Origin of the sequence: Streptomyces sp. NPDC057638 (genome assembly GCF_042800315.1) — a bacterium.
GTDB lineage: Bacteria > Actinomycetota > Actinomycetes > Streptomycetales > Streptomycetaceae > Streptomyces.
Genome location: NZ_JBHVHF010000171.1, coordinates 1 through 17319, shown reverse-complemented (window position 1 = coordinate 17319; position 17319 = coordinate 1). Strand labels below are relative to the sequence as shown.

Sequence of the window (17319 nt, the reverse complement as noted above, 5' to 3'; positions counted from 1 at the left end):
GGGGGGGTGGGGGGGGCGGTGAGGGCGTGGTGGGCTCGGTGGTGGGCGGCCCGGTGCACGGCCTGGGGGTCGGGCCGGGCCGCCGCCCCGGCGTTGTCGGCGAGGGTGAGGCAGGCGTCGGCGAGCGCGAGGGTGAGGGTGGTGTCATCGGGGACGACGGTGCACCGGCCGGGGTGGCGGCGGGCGTGGGCGGCGGCGTTGGCGATCTGGTCGCCGCGGCTGACGCGGGCGGGCAGGGGGACGAGGACGGCCGGCTTGTCGAGGGCGGCGAGTTCGGCGAGGGTGGTCGCGCCCGCGCGGCCGACGACGAGTTCGGCGAGGTGGAGGGCGTCGGTCATCTCCTCGTGGAGGTACTCGGCCTGCCGGTAGCGGGGGTGGTGGTCCAGGGCGGGGTCGAGGTTGCCGGGGCCGCAGATGTGGAGGACCGCGAACCGTTCGGTGAGGCGGTCGAGACCGGCACGGATGGCGGTGTTGATCCGCTGGGAGCCGTGGCTGCCGCAGAAGACCAGCAGGACGGGGACGTCCCGGGGGAGGGAGAGGCGGGCGCGGAGGCGTTCGGGGCGTCCGGTGGCGAGGTCGGGGCGCAGGGGGAGTCCGGTGACGGTGGTGCGGGCGGCACGGCGGCGGGTGCGGGCGGGGGTGGTGAGGCAGATGTGGGTGGCGAGGGGGGAGAGGATGCGGTGGGCGAGTCCGAGGGTGTGGTCGGATTCGTGGAGGACGAGGGGGATGCGGTACAGGGCGGCGGCGATGCCGGCGGGGACGGCGACGTAGCCGCCTTTGCTGATGAGGACGTCGGGGCGTTCGCGGCGCATGGTGGCGAGGGCGGTGAGGATGCCGCGGGCGACGGTCAGGGGCATGGTGACGTTGCGCCAGGAGCGGTAGCGCTTGAGGCCGGCGGCGGGGACGGGGATCAGGCGCAGTCCGGCGCGGGTGGCGAGGTCGGCTTCGATGCTGCCGGGGCGGCCGAAGTAGACGATGTCGTCGGCGCCGTGGTCGGGGAGGCGGGCGGCGACGGCGAGGGCGGGGACGACGTGTCCGGCGCTGCCGCCGCCGGTGATGGCGATTTTCATGAACGGGGTCTTTCCGGTTTCACCGGGAAAGGCTCTCCGGTGGGCTGGAAATCGAATGAGGGTGTTTCTGGTGGTCGGGTCGGCCGGATTCGAACCGGCTCCTCGGCAACACGTTTGCCGTGCTCCTGCCCTTGAGCTACGACCCGTGGGTGGGAATGCAATGGACGTTAAGACTGATTCAGGCCCCCGGTCAACGGGCGGGAATTCACGGCCGGACAGTTCAGGCCGTGGGAATTCCTGCCGGATTCGGGGTTTCCGGCGCAGGGCTGTGTACGGTGCCGTCGCCCGTGCGGGGCGGCGGCACCGGTCAGCGGGTTCGTGCCGGGCGGGTCAGGGGCGGTGGGTGCTCCAGGTGTCGGGGATGTGGCCGAGAGGGAGCGTGGTGGTGCGCCCGGTCCACCGGTCGGTGTACTCGGTGGCGCCGTCGGTGTGCTGGGGGGAGACCAGGAGGGCGTGGGGGACGCCCAGGGCGCGGGCGTAGCGGAACTTCTCGCCGGGGCCGGCGTCGGGGCGGTCGTCGACGAGGACACGGGCCCCGCGGGCGGTGAGGTCGTGGACGGCGCGGTCGGCGGCTTCGCGGACGCCGGGCCGGTCGGGGCGCAGGACGGTGAGGTGGAGGTCGGCGGGGCCGGTGCCGGGTTTCCAGCGAAGGCCGTGTTCGTCGCGGTGGAGTTCGGCGAGGGTCTGGAGACAGCGGGTGATGCCGATGCCGGAGCAGGCCATGTACGGGTGTGCGGGCCGGCCGGTGGGGGTGGTGTAGGTGAGGTTCATGGGGGCGGTGTACTGGGTGGCGAGTTCGAAGACGTGGGCGACTTCGACGGCGCGGGTCTCGCGGAAGCGGCCGGTGGCGCAGCGGGCGCAGCGCATCGTGGCGGTGGCGGTGTGGAGGTCGGCCGGGACCGGGGTGAGGTCGGGGAGGTGGGGGTTGTTGTGCCAGGAGACGGTGCGGAGTTCGGTGTCGGGGTCCCAGACGGAGAAGGCGGTGAGGTGGGCGGTGGAGGTGTCGGCGTAGAGGGGGATGTGGGTGCAGTCGAAGGGGGTGAGGGTGCCGGGCTGTTTTCCGAAGAGGTCGGGGAGGGTGTCGGGGTCGCAGAGGGTGACGCGGGCGGCGCCGGTGGCGGTGGCGAGTTTGCGGGGGCTGACGGTGAGGTCGGAGCGGATGGCGACGGCGGCGGGGGTGGTGGTGCCGTCGGGGCGGGTGAGGGTGAACGCGATGGTGTTGACGACCGGATCGGGTACGGGCTGGGGGTGGGCGGTGAGGACGGGGCCGTCGCCGCGGTGGCCGCAGTGGTCGCAGACCAGGAGCGTGGACTGGCCGGTGGGGGTGAGGTGGAGGTGTTCGGTGGAGGGGCCGGCGGTGATGCTGCCGCCGTCGGCGGGGGCGGTGAAGACGCCGGTCAGCCCCATCGTGACGAGGGCGGTGCGGCAGGCGTTGTTGAGGAGGCCGATCGAGACGCCCATCGCCTGGGGGCTGGTGTCGAAGGTGTAGGCGTCGGCCATGGTGAACTCGCGGGAGCGCATCAGGCCGCCGCGGGGGGAGAGTTCGTCGCGGAACTTCGGCGTGCTGAGGAAGAGGCGGACGGGCAGGTCGCGGTAGGAGCGCAGGCCGTTGTGGAGGGTGGCGACGGCGATCTCCTCGGAGGTGGGCGCCAGGCACATCTCCTCGCCGCTGCGGCTGCGGGTCGTGAGCAGCGCGCCTTCCGTCTGGTAGGTGGTCCAGCGGCCGGAGGACTCCCACAGGCGGCGGGACTGGAGGGTGGGGAAGTGGACGGTGTGGGCGCCGCACACGGTTTCGAAGGCGTGCTGGGCGATGCGGGTGAGGCGGTCGTGGACGCGCTGGCCGAGGGGGAGGAGGGTGTGGACGCCGGTCGCGTCCGTGCGGCCGACGTAGCCGAGCGCTTCCAGTAGCTCCGGGGTGGGCGCGGTGGGGTCGGCGGTGCGGGGCCGTGCCGGGGGCCACAGCTGGCTCGCGTACAGGGGTGTCGTGCTCATCGGAGTACCCCCGCGAGGGCGGTGGTGGCGCGGTTCAGGTGGTCGCAGGTGGTGGTGATGTCGTGGCGGCGGGCGTTGGCCGCCGCGGCGGCGGCGAGGACCTGGCGCAGGGCGGGGTCGTCGGCGAGTTCGTCGATGCGGGCGGCGAGGCCGGCCGCATCGCCGGGCGGATACGGGAGGGCGCCGCCGTGGAGGATGCCGTCGAGGCCGGGAAGGCCGGAGTGGAGGACGGGCAGGCCGTGGGCCTGGGCTTCGACGGCGACGAGGCCGAAGGCTTCCAGGTTGCGGGTGGTCAGCAGCAGCGCGTCGTGATCGGCGAACCGGGACCACAGGGCCTGGCGCGGCTCGAACGGGGTGAAGACCACCCGCCCGTCGAGGCCGAGCTCGTGGGCGCGGGCGGTGAGCGCGGGCAGCTCCGGTCCGGATCCGACGACGGTGAGGGTGTGCTGGGTGGTGGTGAGGGCCAGGGCGTCGATTGCGGTGACCGTGGACTTGTTCGCGTCCAGGCGCCCGGCGTGCAGCAGCCGCAGTCCCCGTTCCGCCGAGGGGACATGGGTCGGGGTAGGGGGGAGGGGGATGCCCCACGGCAGGACGGTGACCCGCTCGCGGTGCCGGTTGGCGGTGAGGGCGTTGACGCGCTCGGCCATCGCGGGGGTGGGGACGGCGATGAGGCGGCTGGCGGCGGCGATCTCGTTCAGCGCCGCGCGGGCCTGGACGTTCTCGGTCGCGGCGATCACGTCGGTGCCGTGCGCGATGGACAGCAAGGGCATCCCGCGGGCGGCGCGGGCGAAGGCGAGGGCGAGCCCGAAACCGAGGTGCTGGGCATGGATGACGTCGAAAGGCTCCCGGTCCAGGAGCCGGGACACCTCGGCGGTGAGGTCCCGGACGTAGGCGTCGAAGCCGGGCCCGTACGGCCGCTTGACGGCGTCGAGGAGCCGGATGTCCTCGAACGGCGCCCACGCGGGCGCGTTCTCGGGGGCGGGGAGGGCGAGGAAGGTGGTGCGCTGGCGGGGGGTGAGGCGGCCGTAGACGTCGGCGCACCAGATGGTGGAGCCGCACGACGGCTCCAGCGGCAGGTCGATCCCCGTGAGCACACGGGTACGGGCGGGGCTCATGAGCAGGCTCCAGTGGTCTGGTGGGCGGTGAAGCCGGCGGTCAGGAGGGCGGCGGTGCCGGGCCAGCCGATCGCGCAGGCGGCGTCCACGACGGACAGGCCCGGAACGAAGCCGGCCTTCGGCCAGGTCTGGGCGTAGCGGGGGTGGCGGGAGGGGAACTCGTTCCACACCACGTCGATCCCACGGGCGGTGAGGTGGGCGGTGTCGAGGTAGGTGCGGGTGCCCTCCCCGGCCCACAGCGTCTTCTCCCCGGCCCGGTCGCAGATGGCGGCCAGCCGGGTACTGCGGCCGTCGTCCCGCTCGGTGGGGGTGAGGGGCAGGGTGGAGGTGGGGACGAGGCGGGCGCGGGCGCCGAGGGCGGTGGCGATGGCGGTGATCAGGGTGAGGTTGAGGTCGGCGAGCCACCGGTACCCTCCGGACAGCGGCGGCGCGATCACCTCCAGAGCCTCGCCGGTGTACGGGGCGCGGGCGTACGCGACCCGGATCGCCTTCAGCATCCGGGCGGGGTCGAAGGCGTCGGCGATCGGGGTGTCGCGGATCAGCCGGCCAGTCGCGCGGTGGACCGGGACGGTCAGAAAGGGGGTTCCGTCCGCGGTCTTGATCCGGTTGCGGTTCTGCCACCCGCCCTGCGTGTAGGCGACGTCGTCGTACAGCGCCACCGTGGTGCAGCCGATCAGTGCTTCGCAGAACCCGAGCCAGGGCAGGAACGGCGGCTGCTCGATGTAGATCACCGGCTGGTCTCCTTGGCGTCGTGGTGGAGGAGGGTGAGCAGCGGGGTCTCGAATCCCTCGAAGCCGTGGCCCTCGGCGGCGGCGTGCGGGCGGAGCCGCCAGGCGGTGTCGGCGGCGCGGTGGCGGGTGTAGGGGGCGTCCAGGTACCAGCGGCCTCCCTGGGTGCGGTGCCGGGCGAGGGCGGTGATCTTGTCGTTGAGGAAGGGGGTGATGTCGACGGCGACGGTGGGGGTGAACCGGGCGCCGGGGGCGTGGGGCTGGCCGAACAGGACCGTGCGGACCTGGGGGAGGCGGGTGGCGGCGTTGTGGGCCGCGGTGCCGATGGCGAGGTGGTCCTGGTGGTCGTTGCGGGCCCGGGGGCTGTGGGTGATGAGGGTGGTGCAGGAGCGGTGGGCGAGCTCCTGCTCGATGAGGGTGATCAGGTCGCGGTCGGCGCGCAGCGCCCCGTCCGCGAGCCCGAGGCCCGTGACGTCGACGCCGGTGCCCGCCCAGGCCGCGGCCGTTTCCACCATCCGCTGCCCGTGGCCGATCCGGGCCCCGTCGGCGGCGTCCGTGAGGGAGACGCCGGCGCCGCCGTGGGTGGCCGTCACCACCGTGACCTCGGCGCCGGACTGCCGGTAGCGGCGCAGGGTGCCGTAGGCGAGGAGTTCGGCGTCGTCGGGGTGCGCCACCACGGCCACCACCCGCTCACCACTGCCGGTCATGAACACCGCCTCCGTCTCCGTTGGGGAAGTCGCGGTGGGACTGGGAGGGCATCGCCCGCTCCGATCCCTGGTATTTGCCGTCGTAGAGGCGGACGGCACCGACGGTGGTCCAGAAGGTGATCTGCGCGATCCGGAGCCCGGGGTAGACGCGCACCGGCTGGACGGCGTGGAGCTGGAGGGTGAGCCGGCCGTGGGAGCCGAGGTCGATCAGATCGGCGGTGACGTGGACGAACAGCCCGAGCCGGGCGATGGAGGACCGCGCCCGCACGATCGGGACAACGTGGTCGCTGCCGATCGTTTCCGCGGTCGCGGCCAGATAGATCCGGCCGGGGGACAGCACCAGTCCCTCTGGGGGGATGGTGTGGCGCTCAAACGGGTTGTCCCGCGCGCAGTCCAGCACCTTCTCGCGGTACCAGCCGATGTCGTCGAGGTGGAGGTCGTAAGAGTTGGGGGACAGGAGCGCGGGGTCGAAGGGGCGCAGGGTGATCTCCCCGGACGCCACCCGGGCCTGGATCTCGGGGCCGGTGAGGATCACACCCCCACCCCCTCGGCCAGCAGCGCCCCGGCGCCGCGGACGGCACCCGGGTGCCACGGGGACGGGCTGTCGAGGGTGCCGTAGTGCCCGGTATAGGGGAGCATCGCTCCGGTCGGGGCCCAGAAGGAGACCTGCCCGATCCGCATGCCGGGGTAGATCCGCAGGGGCTGGACGGCGACGATTTCCAGCGTCCAGTGGTGGACGGCGCCGAGCTGTCCGAGGTCGGCGGAGACCTGGAGGAAGCAGCCGAGGCGGCCGAGGGAGGAGCGGCCGATCAGGCTCGGCACGAACCGGGTGCTGCCGATCCGCTCGGCGGTCGTTCCCAGATGCACCCGCCCGGGCTCCAGGACGTAGCCGTCCTCCGGCAGTTGCACCTCGGTGGTGGCGGCTTCGCGGCGCGGGTCGGCCACCTGGTCCCGGAAGATCCGCAGCACGGGTCCGAGACGGTAGTTGTAGCTGTTGGGGTTGACCTGGGCGGCGTCGAACGGGTCGAGGACGATCTCCCCGTCCGCCACGGCCTGCTCGATTGCGGGGCCGGTGAGGATCACCGCGCACCTCCGGCGGGGGCGCCGGTGTAGGTCTGCCACAGCAGCCGCCGCCCGTCCTCGGGCAGCCGGTGCTGGCCCGGGCCCAGCGGCATCCGGCCGTGTGCGTGCCGCCACTGGTCGAACACCAGCAGCTGACCCGGCGCAAGGCGGACCGTCGTCCGGTGGGCGAGTGCCGCCTGCGCGAGCCGCCGGTACGCCGCCACCGTCGGGGCCGCGTCGCCGGGGCCGGTGTGGAGGAGTTCGCCGCGCTCCAGGTGGGGGAGCGCCTTGGCGGTGAACCGCACCGGCCCCGCTGCGGGATCGGCCGCCGAGGAGAGGACGGGGAACCGCTCCACGGGGTCGCCGACGCCGTGGACGCCGTCGTCGGTGAAGTAGGAGAACACCGGCCGCGCGAGCAGCTCCCGCTCCGCCCGGGTCAGCTCGCCGACGGCGGCCCACAGGTCGGCGAGGGCGGAGGCGCCGCCGCCGAACGGGTCCTCGCGCTCGCAGTACAGGGCGATGTGCCGGGGGATCAGCTCCCGGTCCACCAGGTCGGCGTGGAGCCGGTTCTCCCCGGTCCCGTGGGTGCGGTTCGGGTCGGCGTCCGTGCGCACCCGCAGGGCGCTCCAGCATCCGTCGGCGGGGTAGACGCCGAGGACGGGGCCGAGCGCGGAGAGCAGGCCGAGCGCGCAGGACAGGTTCCGCTGGTGCGCGGCGGGGTCGGGGAAGGTGATCACGAGCCGTCCGCCGGCCTCCGTGAGACGGTCGGCGAAGGCGCGGGGGGCCGTTGGTCCGTGGGTGATGTCCAGGGCGGGGCGGGTGAGCAGGCCGGTCATGGCGACTCCTCGACGAGACGGATGAGAACGCTGTGCAGGGTGTGCCCAGTGGGCGTGAACGGCAGCGCGAGGCGGTCCGCGAGGTACCGGGTCACCACCACCGTCCGCAGAACGCGGCCGGGTGCGGTGCGGGGGGTGGTGACGGGGGTCTCGCCCACCGTCCGCGCCGCCTCCTCCAGTTCCCGGGCCGTGTGCGGGCCGTTCAGGCGGACCAGCGGGTTGTCGAAGGGCGCGCAGTCGGCCAGGGCGCGGCGGGTGATCCGGGCGGGGAGCCCGGCGCGCAGGCAGCCGAGGTTGAGGACGATCGCCTCGCACCCGGTCAGGCCCGGTCCCCGGGCGGTGAGCGCCCCGGCGACGGCGTCGCGGCCGGGCAGCGGCCCGTCCATCACCGCGAGACTCTCCGCGCCCCACTTCTCGTAGCCGTCCAGCACCCCCTCCAGCTCCGGCTCTGCGCCCGGCGGCGGGCCGGGTTCGGTGGGGAAGGGGGTGCAGGTGATGGTGCGCGGGCCGCCCGCGTCCAGGTCCAGGCGCAACAGCCCGGCCCCGTTCTCAGGGGCCTTGACCACATGACGGCCCCCGGAGCTCCAGTGGTAGGAGCCGGTGTGGCAGTGCCCGGCCGCGACCAGCTCCAGCGGCCAGTCCCGCTGCTGATCGGCGACGTCGTGGTCGAAGCCGCTGTGGCTGAGACCGACGACGATGTCGGCACCCGCGGCCAGGAGGCGGTCCCGCTGCGCGGCGATCAGGTCCGCGGCCGGGTCGGTGAAGGCGAACCCGGCGCGCTCGCCGGGCGGGACGGCCTCGAACGCCTGCCGCCCCAGGTAGCCCACGATCCCCACCCGCGGCCGCCGCTCCCGCGCGGGCAGCAGCAGACACGGTTCCCAGCGGCCCGCGAACACCGGGGGCGGGGTGAGGTTCGCGCACACCACCGGCGGAAACCGGCCGGGGTCAGCCAGCCGCATCAGGTCCGCCAGATCGTGGTTCCCGGGGACGACCGCGTCGTACAGCCCGGCCAGCAGCCGCTCCTCCACCCGCCCTTCGGAGAACAGGTGGAAGGCGTTCCCGCCGAAGAAGTCGCCCCCGTCGACCACCAGGGCGCCCCGCCCCCGGGCCTCGCGCAACGCGGCCAGCAGCTTGTGCCCGGTGGGGACGGCGGAGTGGAAGTCGTTCGTGACGACCAGCGTCACCGCCGGGGCGTTCACCGGGCCCTCCGCACCGCGACGACCCGCAGCATCCCCGGGGCCTTGGGCCAGAACTCGGCCCGGGAGATCCCGTCGACCTCCTCCACCCGCAGCCCGCCGCCCAGCGCGCCGGGCGGGTCCGGGACCACCAGCAGCCCGCGCTCGATCCCGTCGGCGGCGGCGAACACATGCCGCGCCAGCGCCCCGGCCAGTGCGGCGTCGAACGGGAGGATCGCCACCAGCACCCCCTCGCCGTCGAGTCCCGCGTCGAGGTCGAGATCGCGCACGTCCGCGACCGACACCCGGGCCCGTTCCCCGAACGGCGCCAGCCGGGCCAGGAGCCCCGCGCCCAGCCGCTCGTCCTTCTCCACCGCCCAGATGCGGTACCCGGCGCCGGCGATCTCCGCGGACAGGGTGCCCAGCCCCGCCCCCACCTCCAGCACCTCGGCGCCCTGGGCCAGAGCGGCGCACTCCAGCAGCCTGCGGGCCGCCTCCGCCGAGCGCAGGAAGTGCTGCCCGAGATCCCCCCGGACCGTGAACCCGGACCGGGCCAGCTCATCCGCCGGCGACGGTCCGGGGCCGGGCGAACCGGCCCGGGGACGGACATCCTCAAAGGTGTGCGGCATCACGGCAGAACCCTTTCGACGAGAGGGACGATCGCCCCGCCCCGGCAGCCGCCAGGGACGGAAGAAGCACAAGGAAGAAGAGGACGAGACGAGAATCAGCGGGAGACGCCCGGGACCCGTCCGCGACGAGCCGCCCGGAGCTCCGGCGGCACCGGTCGGGCAGCGGCCCGCCGAGCCCGTACGGACCGTCAGCGCGAGAAGACCAACACCCGCCCCAGGCAGCACAGTTGTGTGCGTCCCGGCCAGGAGATCGAGTACAGCTCACCCGCCCCGGACCGGAAAGGGCCCTCGTGTGGTGCCGCTGTGGTGCCGGTCCCGGCATCCGGCTGCCACCGGCCCGGCGGGCCACTACGCTCCTGGACACACCCCCGGGAGACACGCTGTGGACGACACGATCCGCCACCCCCTCGCCGCCGCCCGCGCCGCCCGCGGATGGAGCCAGTCCGAACTCGCCCGCCGCATCGGCGAAGCGGCCCGGGCCCGCGGGCTCCGCAGCGGCATCGACCGCCACCAGATATGGAAGTGGGAGAACTACCGCGCCGTCCCCGGCCGGGAGTCGCAGCTCCTGCTCGCCGACGTCTTCGGCACCGACCCCGCTCTCGTCGAGGCCCTGGGCTGGCCGTTCTGGCTGCCCGGTCCCGACCGCCCGGTCCCGCTCGGGCCCGGCAGCGCCGTCCCCGCCCTCCAACAAGCCCTGGGAGAGTCCATGGACCGCCGAGCCTTCCTCACCGCCACGACCGCCACCGCCGTCACCGGCCTCGCCCAGCAGTGGGCCGCCGCCACACCCGCCCACGCCCTGCCCCGGGCCCTGGACGGACACTCCGTCGGCCACGACCTCGTCACCCGCCTGGAAACCATCGGCGACCAGCTCACCGGCCTCGTCACCGAGCAGCGCCAGCACACCCGAGCCCTCCTCGACGGACACCTCAGCACGGTCACCGACCTCCTCCACGCCGGAAACCACCCGCCGGACCTCGGCCGGCGCCTGCACACCCTGGCCGCCCGCCTCGCCCTCACCAGCGGCTGGATCCGGTTCGACCAGGCCCACCACGCCGCCGCCAGCCGCTACTGGCAGGCCGCCCTCCACTCCGCCCACGCCTCCGGCGACCGCGACCTCGGCGCCGGCATCATCGCCGACCTCTCCTACCAGGCCCTGTGGACCGGCGACCCCCGAACCGCCGCCGACCTCCTCACCCACGCCCTCACCCACACCCGCCACCCCACCGCCCGCTCCCTCCTCCAACTCCGCCTCGCCCGCGCCCACGCCGCCCTCGGCGACACCCGCCCCACCGACCACGCCCTCACCCAGGCCGAGTACGAACTCGACCGCACCACCGACCAGGCACCGCCGCCGTGGTGCTCGTGGATGGGGCCCGCGGACCTCCTCGTGGACGCTGGCCGCTGCCACCTTGACCTCGGCCGCACCACCCGCGCCCACCAGCTCATCGGCGAAGGCACCGCCCTCCTCACCGCCGCGCGCGCCAAGACCCGCGGCGTATTCCTCGCCTATGAGGCCGAAAACCACCTGCGTACGGGCGACGTCGACCAAGCCGCCGCCGCGGCCACCGAATCCCTCACCCTCGCCCGCCGAATCGGCGCACCCCGCTGCGTCACCCTCGTGGAACAGCTCCTGCCCGCCTTCCGCGACCACCCCCGCGCCCCCGGCGTCCCCGAACTCCTCCACCTCGCCCGCAGCGCCTGAACACCCGGCCGCACCGGGCCGGGACGGCGCCCCGGTGTCTGGCGAGCAGCGCCCGCCGGACGTCCCCGCATACGCCATCTCGTGTCCTTTCAGCTGAGGCCGGGTCCGTTGCCCGGCGCAGATTCCAGGAGGCGGCCCACCATGAGGCCGGACACCGCACATCCGCTGGCACCCGAAGACTCCCGCCGCCGCCACGGCGGCGGCAGGGGCGCTGGCATCCCGTGCAACGCGTTTGCACGTCATGCAAGAACGCTGACGACGGCCCGCCGGGAGGGCTACGGTGGGCGCGGCGCAGCCTCGACCACCGGCGGGAGCGGGGTACGGATGAGGTTCTTCTGCCACGAGCGGCCAGCGAGGTTGGTGTGAAGCCGCATGAGCTGATCCGGCAGACCCGCCGGGCCCTCAACCTGACCCTGGCGCAGGTCGGCGAGCGGACCGGCTACTCCGCCGCCCAGGTCTCCCGATACGAACGCGGCATCACGCCGCTGACCGACATCACCGTGCTGCGGCGCTTCGCCGACGCGCTGGACCTGCCCCACCAGGCCCTCGGCCTGACGCCCCCGCCGGACGGTCCGGAGCCCCGACACGGCCGGCGGGATCGCACGACGACCGGCTTTCCCCTCGTGCCCACCCCTAGGCTGGGTTCCGGACGGAAGGACGGTGACGACCCTTTGCGGCGAAGGCGGTTGCTCGCGGGCCTGGCGGCCACCGCCGCCACAGCCGCCGTTGCCCCACCGGGCGCCGGTACGGGGCGCGGCGGTCACGCTCTCCTGGGGGAGCTGCTCGTCGCCCGGCTGCGGGACGCGATGCTCGGCCTCGGACCGACCCCTGCCGAACTTGCGCCCGGGGCCCTGCGCGCCGATGTGGGCCGGGCGGTCGCCGACTTCGGCGCCTGCCGGTACGCCTCCCTCGCGGTGCGCCTGCCCCGGATCATCAGCGCGGGACACGCCCTCACCGCGGGCCCAGGCGGCCAGGACGCCTGTGGGCTCCTGGCGCAGGGGTATCTGCTCGCCACCAGGATGCTCGTCAAGCTGGACGCCCGGCAGCTCGGCTGGATGTGTGCGGACCGTGCCCGGCAGTTCGCGGAGACCGGAGGCGATGTCCTGCACATCGCGGAGTCCGCCCGGCAGCTCGCCGTCCTCGCCCGGTCGGCGGGATGGCACCCCGAGGCCCTGTCGATCGCCCTGACGGCCGCCGACGACCCCGCGCTGCGCGAAGCCGGACCGGCCGGAACCGCCCTGAAAGGGCTCCTTGTCCAGAGTGCCGCTTATACGCAGGCCAGGTGCGGGGACCGCGACGGGATGCGGGAACTGACCGCGGAGGCCGTCGCCATCGCCCGCGAACTCGGCGACACCACCCGGGTCCGCGACCACGGCGGCTTCAGCCCGCTGACCGTCCAGCTCCACCAGGTCAGCGCCGAATGCCGGGCGGGTGACCCCCGCGCCGCCCTCGACGCCGCCCGCACCATCCCCCTCAAAGCCCTGCCGACCGTCGAACGCCGCTCCCGGGCCCTGGGCGACATCGCCGGCGCCTACCACCAGCTCGGCCGCCGGTCCGACTGCCTGCGCACCCTCCTCCACGCCGAGCGCCTCGCGCCGGAGGAGACCCACGCCCGTCCGGCGACCCGGAACCTGGTCGCCGGGCTCCTCGCCTCCGGACCCACCACGAGTGACCTGCGCGGCCTCGCCGACCGCAGCGGCCTCCTCGCATGACCACGGCGCGGCCCCAGCGGCGGGGACCGCCGGTGACACGGCAGTGCCATGGACGGGGGAGGGCCCGCCACCACCGCCACCACTCGCAGGAGCAGCATCGTGGAACGTCGAACCCTTCTCGCAGCAGCCCCATTTGTCACTACTGGTCCTCTCCTCACCCGGTTCACCCCGTCCACGAAACCCGCCCCGAGCACCCCGGCGGCGGCACCGGGCCGGGTCGGGCGGGCGGATGTCACGGCCCTGTGGGAGGCCGCCGCCGACGCCCGCCGCGCCGACGCCCGCTACGGCGGCGGGAATCCGCACGCGCCCCGGGCTCTGGCCTGCCTCCAGCACCGTGCCGCCCCGCTGCTGACGGGCCACTACACCGAAGCGGTCGGCCGTGACCTGTTCCGGGCCGTCGCCGAGCTGGCCCGCGTCGTGGCCTGGGCCGACATCGACATGGGGCGCCACGACCGGGCCCGCCGCCACCTCGACGAGGCTCTCCGCGCGGCCCGCGCCGCGGGTGACGCCCAGGCGATCTGCTACGTGCTCGCCACCGGAAGCCTCCAGCAGTACCTCCTCGGCCGCCCGGCCGGCGCCGTGTCGATGGCCGAAGCCGCCCTCGACCACGGCCGCCACCGGGCGGCCCCGAGAACGCTCGCCTTCGCACGGCTCGCCGCGGCGCGCGGACACGGCCGCGCCGGGGACGCGCGGGCGGCCGGGGCCTCGCTCGCAGCGGCCGAACGGCTCCTTGAAGCCGCCGACTCCGACCCTGATGACCCGCCCTGGCTCGCCTACCTGACCCACGCCCGCCTCGCCAGTGACAGCAGCGAAGTCGAACGGGACCTGCACCACCCACACGCTGCCCTGCGGTGGAGCCGCCAGGCCGAACCGATGCCCGTCGGCGTCCACACCCGCGCGGTCGGCCTGCGAGCCGCCGTCACCGCCACCATCCACGCCCAGAACCGCGACCCCGACCGCGCCCTGGAGGCCGCGGAACACTCCCTCGCCGTCCTCGGCCGCGTACGGTCCGCCCGCGCCCACGACTACCTCCGCAGCGTCAGCACCGCGCTGGCCCCGTGGAAGACGGAACCCTCCGTGGCCGGCTACCTCCACCGCGCCCGCGCGACCCTCGCCACGGTCTAACCGGACCGTCCGACCACCCCGGGGGACCGGCGTCCTCGCCCGCGCCCGGTCAGGCTGGTGCGGGTGCTGGCCCCGGCGGCAGGAGCCGGAGCGCTCTCCTTGCCGCCGGGTGCCGAGAGCACGGGGTGTCGTTGCCCGCACCTCACCTCACCGCTGCTTCCACCGCGTGCTTCACGGCGACGGGACCGGCGAGGGGATACACGGTCACCGGAGGCAGGCCGGACAGCCGTCCGGGCCAGACCTCGGCCAGGACGTGCGCGGCCGGGGTGAACACCCGCCCGACACAGCTAAGGTCTTCGGGCCGGTGCCACTCCCACCGGTCGAACAGGTCCGGTTCGAGAACGGCGGGGACTCCCGACCAGGCGGTGACCCGGACCACCGCGGTCAGCCGCGGCACGCCCTTGATGCTGTCGTGCAGGAGGGCGGCGAGCCGCGCGTCCTGGGCGGCGAGACCGGTTTCCTCCGCGAGTTCCCGGACGCCCGCGGCGGTAAAATCTTCCGATCCGTCACTTTTGCCGCCGGGCAGCTCCCACATCTTCCGGCGCGAGTGGCCGAGCAGGACCCGACCCGCCCGGTCGGTCACCACCGCCAGCGCGCCTGCCACTGCGGGCCCGCTCACCGGGCCCAGCCGCTCCACCGCCCTCGTGTGGCCGTGGCGCGGGCCGCGCAGCACCAGCACCGCGAGCCCGTCCGCGTCCTCCCGGACCACGGTCTCCCAGCCCGCGCCGAGCAGGGCGATCTCGCCCTCGTCCAGCGCGATGTCCCGCTGCTCCGGGCGGGTGTCCGCAGCGAGCGGGGTGATGACCACCAGAGCGCCGCCGGGGCGCAGCCGTTTCCCGAGCCCGTGCAGGACCCGGGTCCGGTCCCCGAGGAACGCGTACACCAGCCGGAGCGTGATCAGGTCGTACCCTTCGGGGTCGAGCGAGGCCGGGTCGCCGTGCTCGATGTCCAGGAGGATCCTGCGTACCCGGCCGTCGCCGGGGTGTTCGGTACGGGCCCGGTCGTGGGCGCTGCCGGTGTAGTCGACGGCGTCCACCCGGTAGCCGGCGGCGGCGAGATGCGCGGCCAGTTCCCCGGTGCCGCTGCCGACATCCAGGGCACGGCCGCCTCCGGACGGCGCCGGGGCGTGCTCGGCGAGCAGCGCCCGCTCGCGCTCGCCGAGCCGGCGGAACCCCTCCCCGCGGGCGAAGTGCTGCTCCCACTCGTCCGGCGTTTCGTAGCCCATCGGTTTCCCCTTCGGTTCGTACGGCGTGCTTGCGGTTCCGGTGGTCCCGGCCCGGAGAGAGCTCGGCGCGGCGGGTCAGGTCCAGCCGGGTTCGGTGTAGGTGCGGCCCTGGGCGATGGCGGTGATCGCGGCGCGGGTGTAGGAGACGATGTCCGGCGGGAGCGCTTCGCGCGGCCACCACTTCCACTCCGTACAGCACTCCGGCTCCAGTACCTGCGGCTCGCCTGTCCACCGGGCCGCGCGGAAGAACATCTGGATCCTCGGCGCCGCGTCCGGGCCGGAGCCGGGCATGTGGACGGTGTGCACCAGGGTGAGGTCAGCGGGGTCGAGGACGAGTCCGGCCTCTTCGAGGGCTTCGCGGACCACGCAGTCCAGGGCCGACTCCTGGCGCTCCGCGTGTCCGGCCAGGACGTGCCAGAGCGATCCGCCGAAGACTGCGTCCGGGTGACGGCGTCCCAGCAGAACCAGACCGTCCTGCTCCAGGTAGAGGTGTCCGCCTACCACGGCGGGCGCGGCCGTCACGGGGTGCGCTCCGGGCCGGTGCCGGACTCCGCGGCACCCCGCGGGCCCGGGGGTGGGATGGCGGTCCGTACGCGGTGGGCGGGGAGGGGATCGGTCATCGGGTCACCACCAGAAGGAGAAGGGGTATCGGTCGGGTCGGGGGCGCCGGGCATCCGGCGCAGGCCGCGCAGCGGGGAGCGCGCGAGGACCAGGAACGGGACGGCGAGCAGGATCGCTCCGGCGGCGAGCGCGGGCCGGATGCCGGCCCAGGTGCCGAGGGCGCCCGCGGCCAGCGCGGCGAGGGGGCGGGCGACGGCGCAGAGCCAGGTGCTGACGGCCTGCATCCGGGCCTGCATCGCCGGTTCGGCGGCCAGCTGCCGGATCGTGCGCTGGGTCACTCCGGCGGCGCCCGCGCAGGCCAGCTGGACGAACTGGGCGATGCCGAGGACGGTCTGCCAGCCGGCGCCGGGGCCGGCGCACAGCAGGGGAAGGTGGGCGAGGGGGGTGAGGGCGAGCGCGGTGAGCATCATTGGCCCGGGCCCGAACCGCTCGGCGAGGCGCGGGGCGAGCAGCGCGCCGGTCGCGGCGCCGAGTGCCCCGGCTCCGAGGATGATGCCGAACACCGCACCGGACATGGCGAGATGCCGCAGTGCGTAGAGCGGCCACAGGGTGACCAGGACGCCGAGGCCGACCGCGACGGTTGCGTTGACGAGGGTGAGGGTGAGCAGCGTGTGGTCCTGGCGGACGTAGTGCAGACCGTCGCGGATCTCGGCTGTGACCCCCGCGCCGGCCGGTGCCCGCGGGGCGGGCCGGGGGGAGCGGATCCGCGCGGTGCACCAGATGCTGACCAGGTAGGACACGACGTCGCCGGTCAGCGCGCGGGCCGGGCCCACGGCCGCGGAGAGGGCGGCGCCGAGGTGGTTCCCGGCCGCGCCCGCGACGGCGAACACCGCCCCGATCCGGGCGTTGCCCCGCTGGAGGAGCGACCGGTCGACCAGCTCCGGCAGGTAGCTGATGGCCGCAGCGTCGTGGACGACCTGAGCCGCGCCCTGGACCGCTGCGACCGTCATCAGCAGCGGCAGGGTGAGCGTGCCGGTGGCGGCGGCGACCGGGACGCAGGCCAGCGCGGCGGCGCTGACCAGGTCGCTGAGCATCATCTGGGTCCGCTTGGAGCGCCGGTCGGCGAGAGCGCCCGCGTGCAACGCCAGGAGCGCGGGCGGGAGCTGCCCGGTGAACGCGAGGAGCGCGACTTCACCGGCGCCGGCGTCGAGGTGGAGGACGGCGAGGAGGGGGATGGCGACCTGGCTGATCGAGCTCCCCGCGACGCTGCTGGTCTGTCCGGCCAGGTAGAGGCGGAAGGTCCGGTGCCGCCACAGCACTTCCGCGGTGCCCGGCGCCTTCACGCCGCGCCCCTCCGGGTGCCGACCGCGCGCGCGGCGGCTCGGAGCAGAGGGGGCGGTCTCCGCGGGGTGTTCGTTCATGTGGACCTCCGGGACGTGAGCCGATCGGAGTGAACTGGTGCTCTATTAACCGAAGCGTGTGCTGTCCCGGCACGGGCCGGGCCGGGTCAAGCCGTGAACGGGAGTTCGAGAGCATGGGTGCGGTGGCGGCGGCGAGCAGCCGGAGCACATCGAAGGAGGCGGGGGAGGCACGCGCGGGAGTGTGCGTCTGGTCCATCGGGTTCCGGTTCGTGGTGCGTCGGTGGAGGAGTTCAGCGGGTTCCCCGGGGCCGTGTGACCG

Annotated in this window: 16 protein-coding genes and 1 tRNA gene; 3 read left to right on the top strand and 14 right to left on the bottom strand. The window is 74.5% G+C overall.

Annotated elements, in window-relative coordinates; genetic code table 11:
• From ACFVIM_RS22065 to ACFVIM_RS22015, 11 genes are all read right to left on the bottom strand, one after another.
• Nucleotides 1-1070, bottom strand: a 1070-nt coding sequence (locus ACFVIM_RS22065) for a glycosyltransferase (protein ID WP_384303791.1), incomplete at its 3' end; no start/stop codon positions are given.
• Between the two features lie 71 nt (nucleotides 1071-1141).
• A tRNA-Thr gene (locus ACFVIM_RS22060) sits at nucleotides 1142-1216 on the bottom strand.
• 184 nt (nucleotides 1217-1400) lie between these two features.
• Nucleotides 1401-3062: a proline--tRNA ligase gene (locus ACFVIM_RS22055; protein ID WP_384303788.1), complete on the bottom strand. Its 1662-nt coding sequence runs from the start codon at nucleotides 3060-3062 to the stop codon at nucleotides 1401-1403.
• Entirely contained in the window at nucleotides 3059-4177 is a 1119-nt protein-coding gene (locus ACFVIM_RS22050; protein WP_384303785.1) for a glycosyltransferase family 4 protein, read from the bottom strand. The genes ACFVIM_RS22055 and ACFVIM_RS22050 overlap by 4 nt, the downstream gene beginning before the upstream one ends.
• Nucleotides 4174-4908, bottom strand: a complete 735-nt coding sequence (locus tag ACFVIM_RS22045; protein WP_384303782.1) for a WbqC family protein — start codon at nucleotides 4906-4908, stop codon at nucleotides 4174-4176. The genes ACFVIM_RS22050 and ACFVIM_RS22045 overlap by 4 nt, the downstream gene beginning before the upstream one ends.
• Nucleotides 4905-5612 carry a PIG-L deacetylase family protein gene (locus ACFVIM_RS22040; RefSeq protein ID WP_384303779.1) on the bottom strand — a complete coding sequence of 236 codons (708 nt, stop codon included), beginning with the start codon at nucleotides 5610-5612 and terminating at the stop codon, nucleotides 4905-4907. Before ACFVIM_RS22040 ends, ACFVIM_RS22045 begins: the two co-directional genes overlap by 4 nt.
• Nucleotides 5596-6147, bottom strand: coding sequence for a dCTP deaminase (dcd, locus tag ACFVIM_RS22035; RefSeq protein ID WP_384303776.1), 552 nt, complete (start codon nucleotides 6145-6147; stop codon nucleotides 5596-5598). The genes ACFVIM_RS22040 and dcd overlap by 17 nt, the downstream gene beginning before the upstream one ends.
• On the bottom strand, nucleotides 6144-6695 hold the full coding sequence (locus ACFVIM_RS22030) for a 2'-deoxycytidine 5'-triphosphate deaminase domain-containing protein (RefSeq protein ID WP_384303773.1): 552 nt from the start codon (nucleotides 6693-6695) through the stop codon (nucleotides 6144-6146). The genes dcd and ACFVIM_RS22030 overlap by 4 nt, the downstream gene beginning before the upstream one ends.
• A complete protein-coding gene (locus ACFVIM_RS22025; protein ID WP_384303770.1) occupies nucleotides 6692-7510 on the bottom strand; it encodes a TauD/TfdA family dioxygenase in 819 nt (272 codons plus the stop codon). Before ACFVIM_RS22025 ends, ACFVIM_RS22030 begins: the two co-directional genes overlap by 4 nt.
• Nucleotides 7507-8709: a metallophosphoesterase gene (locus ACFVIM_RS22020; RefSeq protein WP_384303767.1), complete on the bottom strand. Its 1203-nt coding sequence runs from the start codon at nucleotides 8707-8709 to the stop codon at nucleotides 7507-7509. The genes ACFVIM_RS22025 and ACFVIM_RS22020 overlap by 4 nt, the downstream gene beginning before the upstream one ends.
• Nucleotides 8706-9314, bottom strand: a complete 609-nt coding sequence (locus tag ACFVIM_RS22015) for an rRNA adenine N-6-methyltransferase family protein (protein ID WP_384303764.1) — start codon at nucleotides 9312-9314, stop codon at nucleotides 8706-8708. The genes ACFVIM_RS22020 and ACFVIM_RS22015 overlap by 4 nt, the downstream gene beginning before the upstream one ends.
• 382 nt (nucleotides 9315-9696) lie before the next feature.
• Between ACFVIM_RS22015 and ACFVIM_RS22010 the strand changes: the two genes are divergently transcribed.
• From ACFVIM_RS22010 to ACFVIM_RS22000, 3 genes are all read left to right on the top strand, one after another.
• A complete protein-coding gene (locus ACFVIM_RS22010; RefSeq protein WP_384303761.1) occupies nucleotides 9697-11016 on the top strand; it encodes a helix-turn-helix transcriptional regulator in 1320 nt (439 codons plus the stop codon).
• Between the two features lie 362 nt (nucleotides 11017-11378).
• Nucleotides 11379-12728, top strand: a complete 1350-nt coding sequence (locus tag ACFVIM_RS22005) for a helix-turn-helix domain-containing protein (RefSeq protein WP_384303758.1) — start codon at nucleotides 11379-11381, stop codon at nucleotides 12726-12728.
• A gap of 99 nt (nucleotides 12729-12827) precedes the next feature.
• Nucleotides 12828-13853, top strand: coding sequence for a sporulation protein (locus ACFVIM_RS22000; protein ID WP_384303755.1), 1026 nt, complete (start codon nucleotides 12828-12830; stop codon nucleotides 13851-13853).
• A gap of 142 nt (nucleotides 13854-13995) precedes the next feature.
• On the opposite strand, the gene ACFVIM_RS21995 is transcribed toward ACFVIM_RS22000, so the two are convergent.
• From ACFVIM_RS21995 to ACFVIM_RS21985, 3 genes are all read right to left on the bottom strand, one after another.
• Nucleotides 13996-15078 carry a methyltransferase gene (locus ACFVIM_RS21995; protein ID WP_384303752.1) on the bottom strand — a complete coding sequence of 361 codons (1083 nt, stop codon included), beginning with the start codon at nucleotides 15076-15078 and terminating at the stop codon, nucleotides 13996-13998.
• 75 nt (nucleotides 15079-15153) lie between these two features.
• Nucleotides 15154-15600 (bottom strand): NUDIX domain-containing protein, encoded by a 447-nt coding sequence (locus tag ACFVIM_RS21990; protein WP_384303749.1) that lies wholly within the window; start codon nucleotides 15598-15600, stop codon nucleotides 15154-15156.
• A complete protein-coding gene (locus tag ACFVIM_RS21985) occupies nucleotides 15597-16982 on the bottom strand; it encodes an MFS transporter (protein WP_384303746.1) in 1386 nt (461 codons plus the stop codon). The genes ACFVIM_RS21990 and ACFVIM_RS21985 overlap by 4 nt, the downstream gene beginning before the upstream one ends.
• Between the last annotated feature and the right edge of the window lie 337 nt (nucleotides 16983-17319).

Coding starts and splice junctions, on each gene's coding strand:
- ACFVIM_RS22055 (WP_384303788.1), bottom strand. CDS start 3,062: ATGAGCACGACACCCCTGTACGCGAGCCAGCTGTGGCCCCCGGCACGG.
- ACFVIM_RS22050 (WP_384303785.1), bottom strand. CDS start 4,177: ATGAGCCCCGCCCGTACCCGTGTGCTCACGGGGATCGACCTGCCGCTG.
- ACFVIM_RS22040 (WP_384303779.1), bottom strand. CDS start 5,612: ATGACCGGCAGTGGTGAGCGGGTGGTGGCCGTGGTGGCGCACCCCGAC.
- ACFVIM_RS22025 (WP_384303770.1), bottom strand. CDS start 7,510: ATGACCGGCCTGCTCACCCGCCCCGCCCTGGACATCACCCACGGACCA.
- ACFVIM_RS22015 (WP_384303764.1), bottom strand. CDS start 9,314: ATGCCGCACACCTTTGAGGATGTCCGTCCCCGGGCCGGTTCGCCCGGC.
- ACFVIM_RS21995 (WP_384303752.1), bottom strand. CDS start 15,078: ATGGGCTACGAAACGCCGGACGAGTGGGAGCAGCACTTCGCCCGCGGG.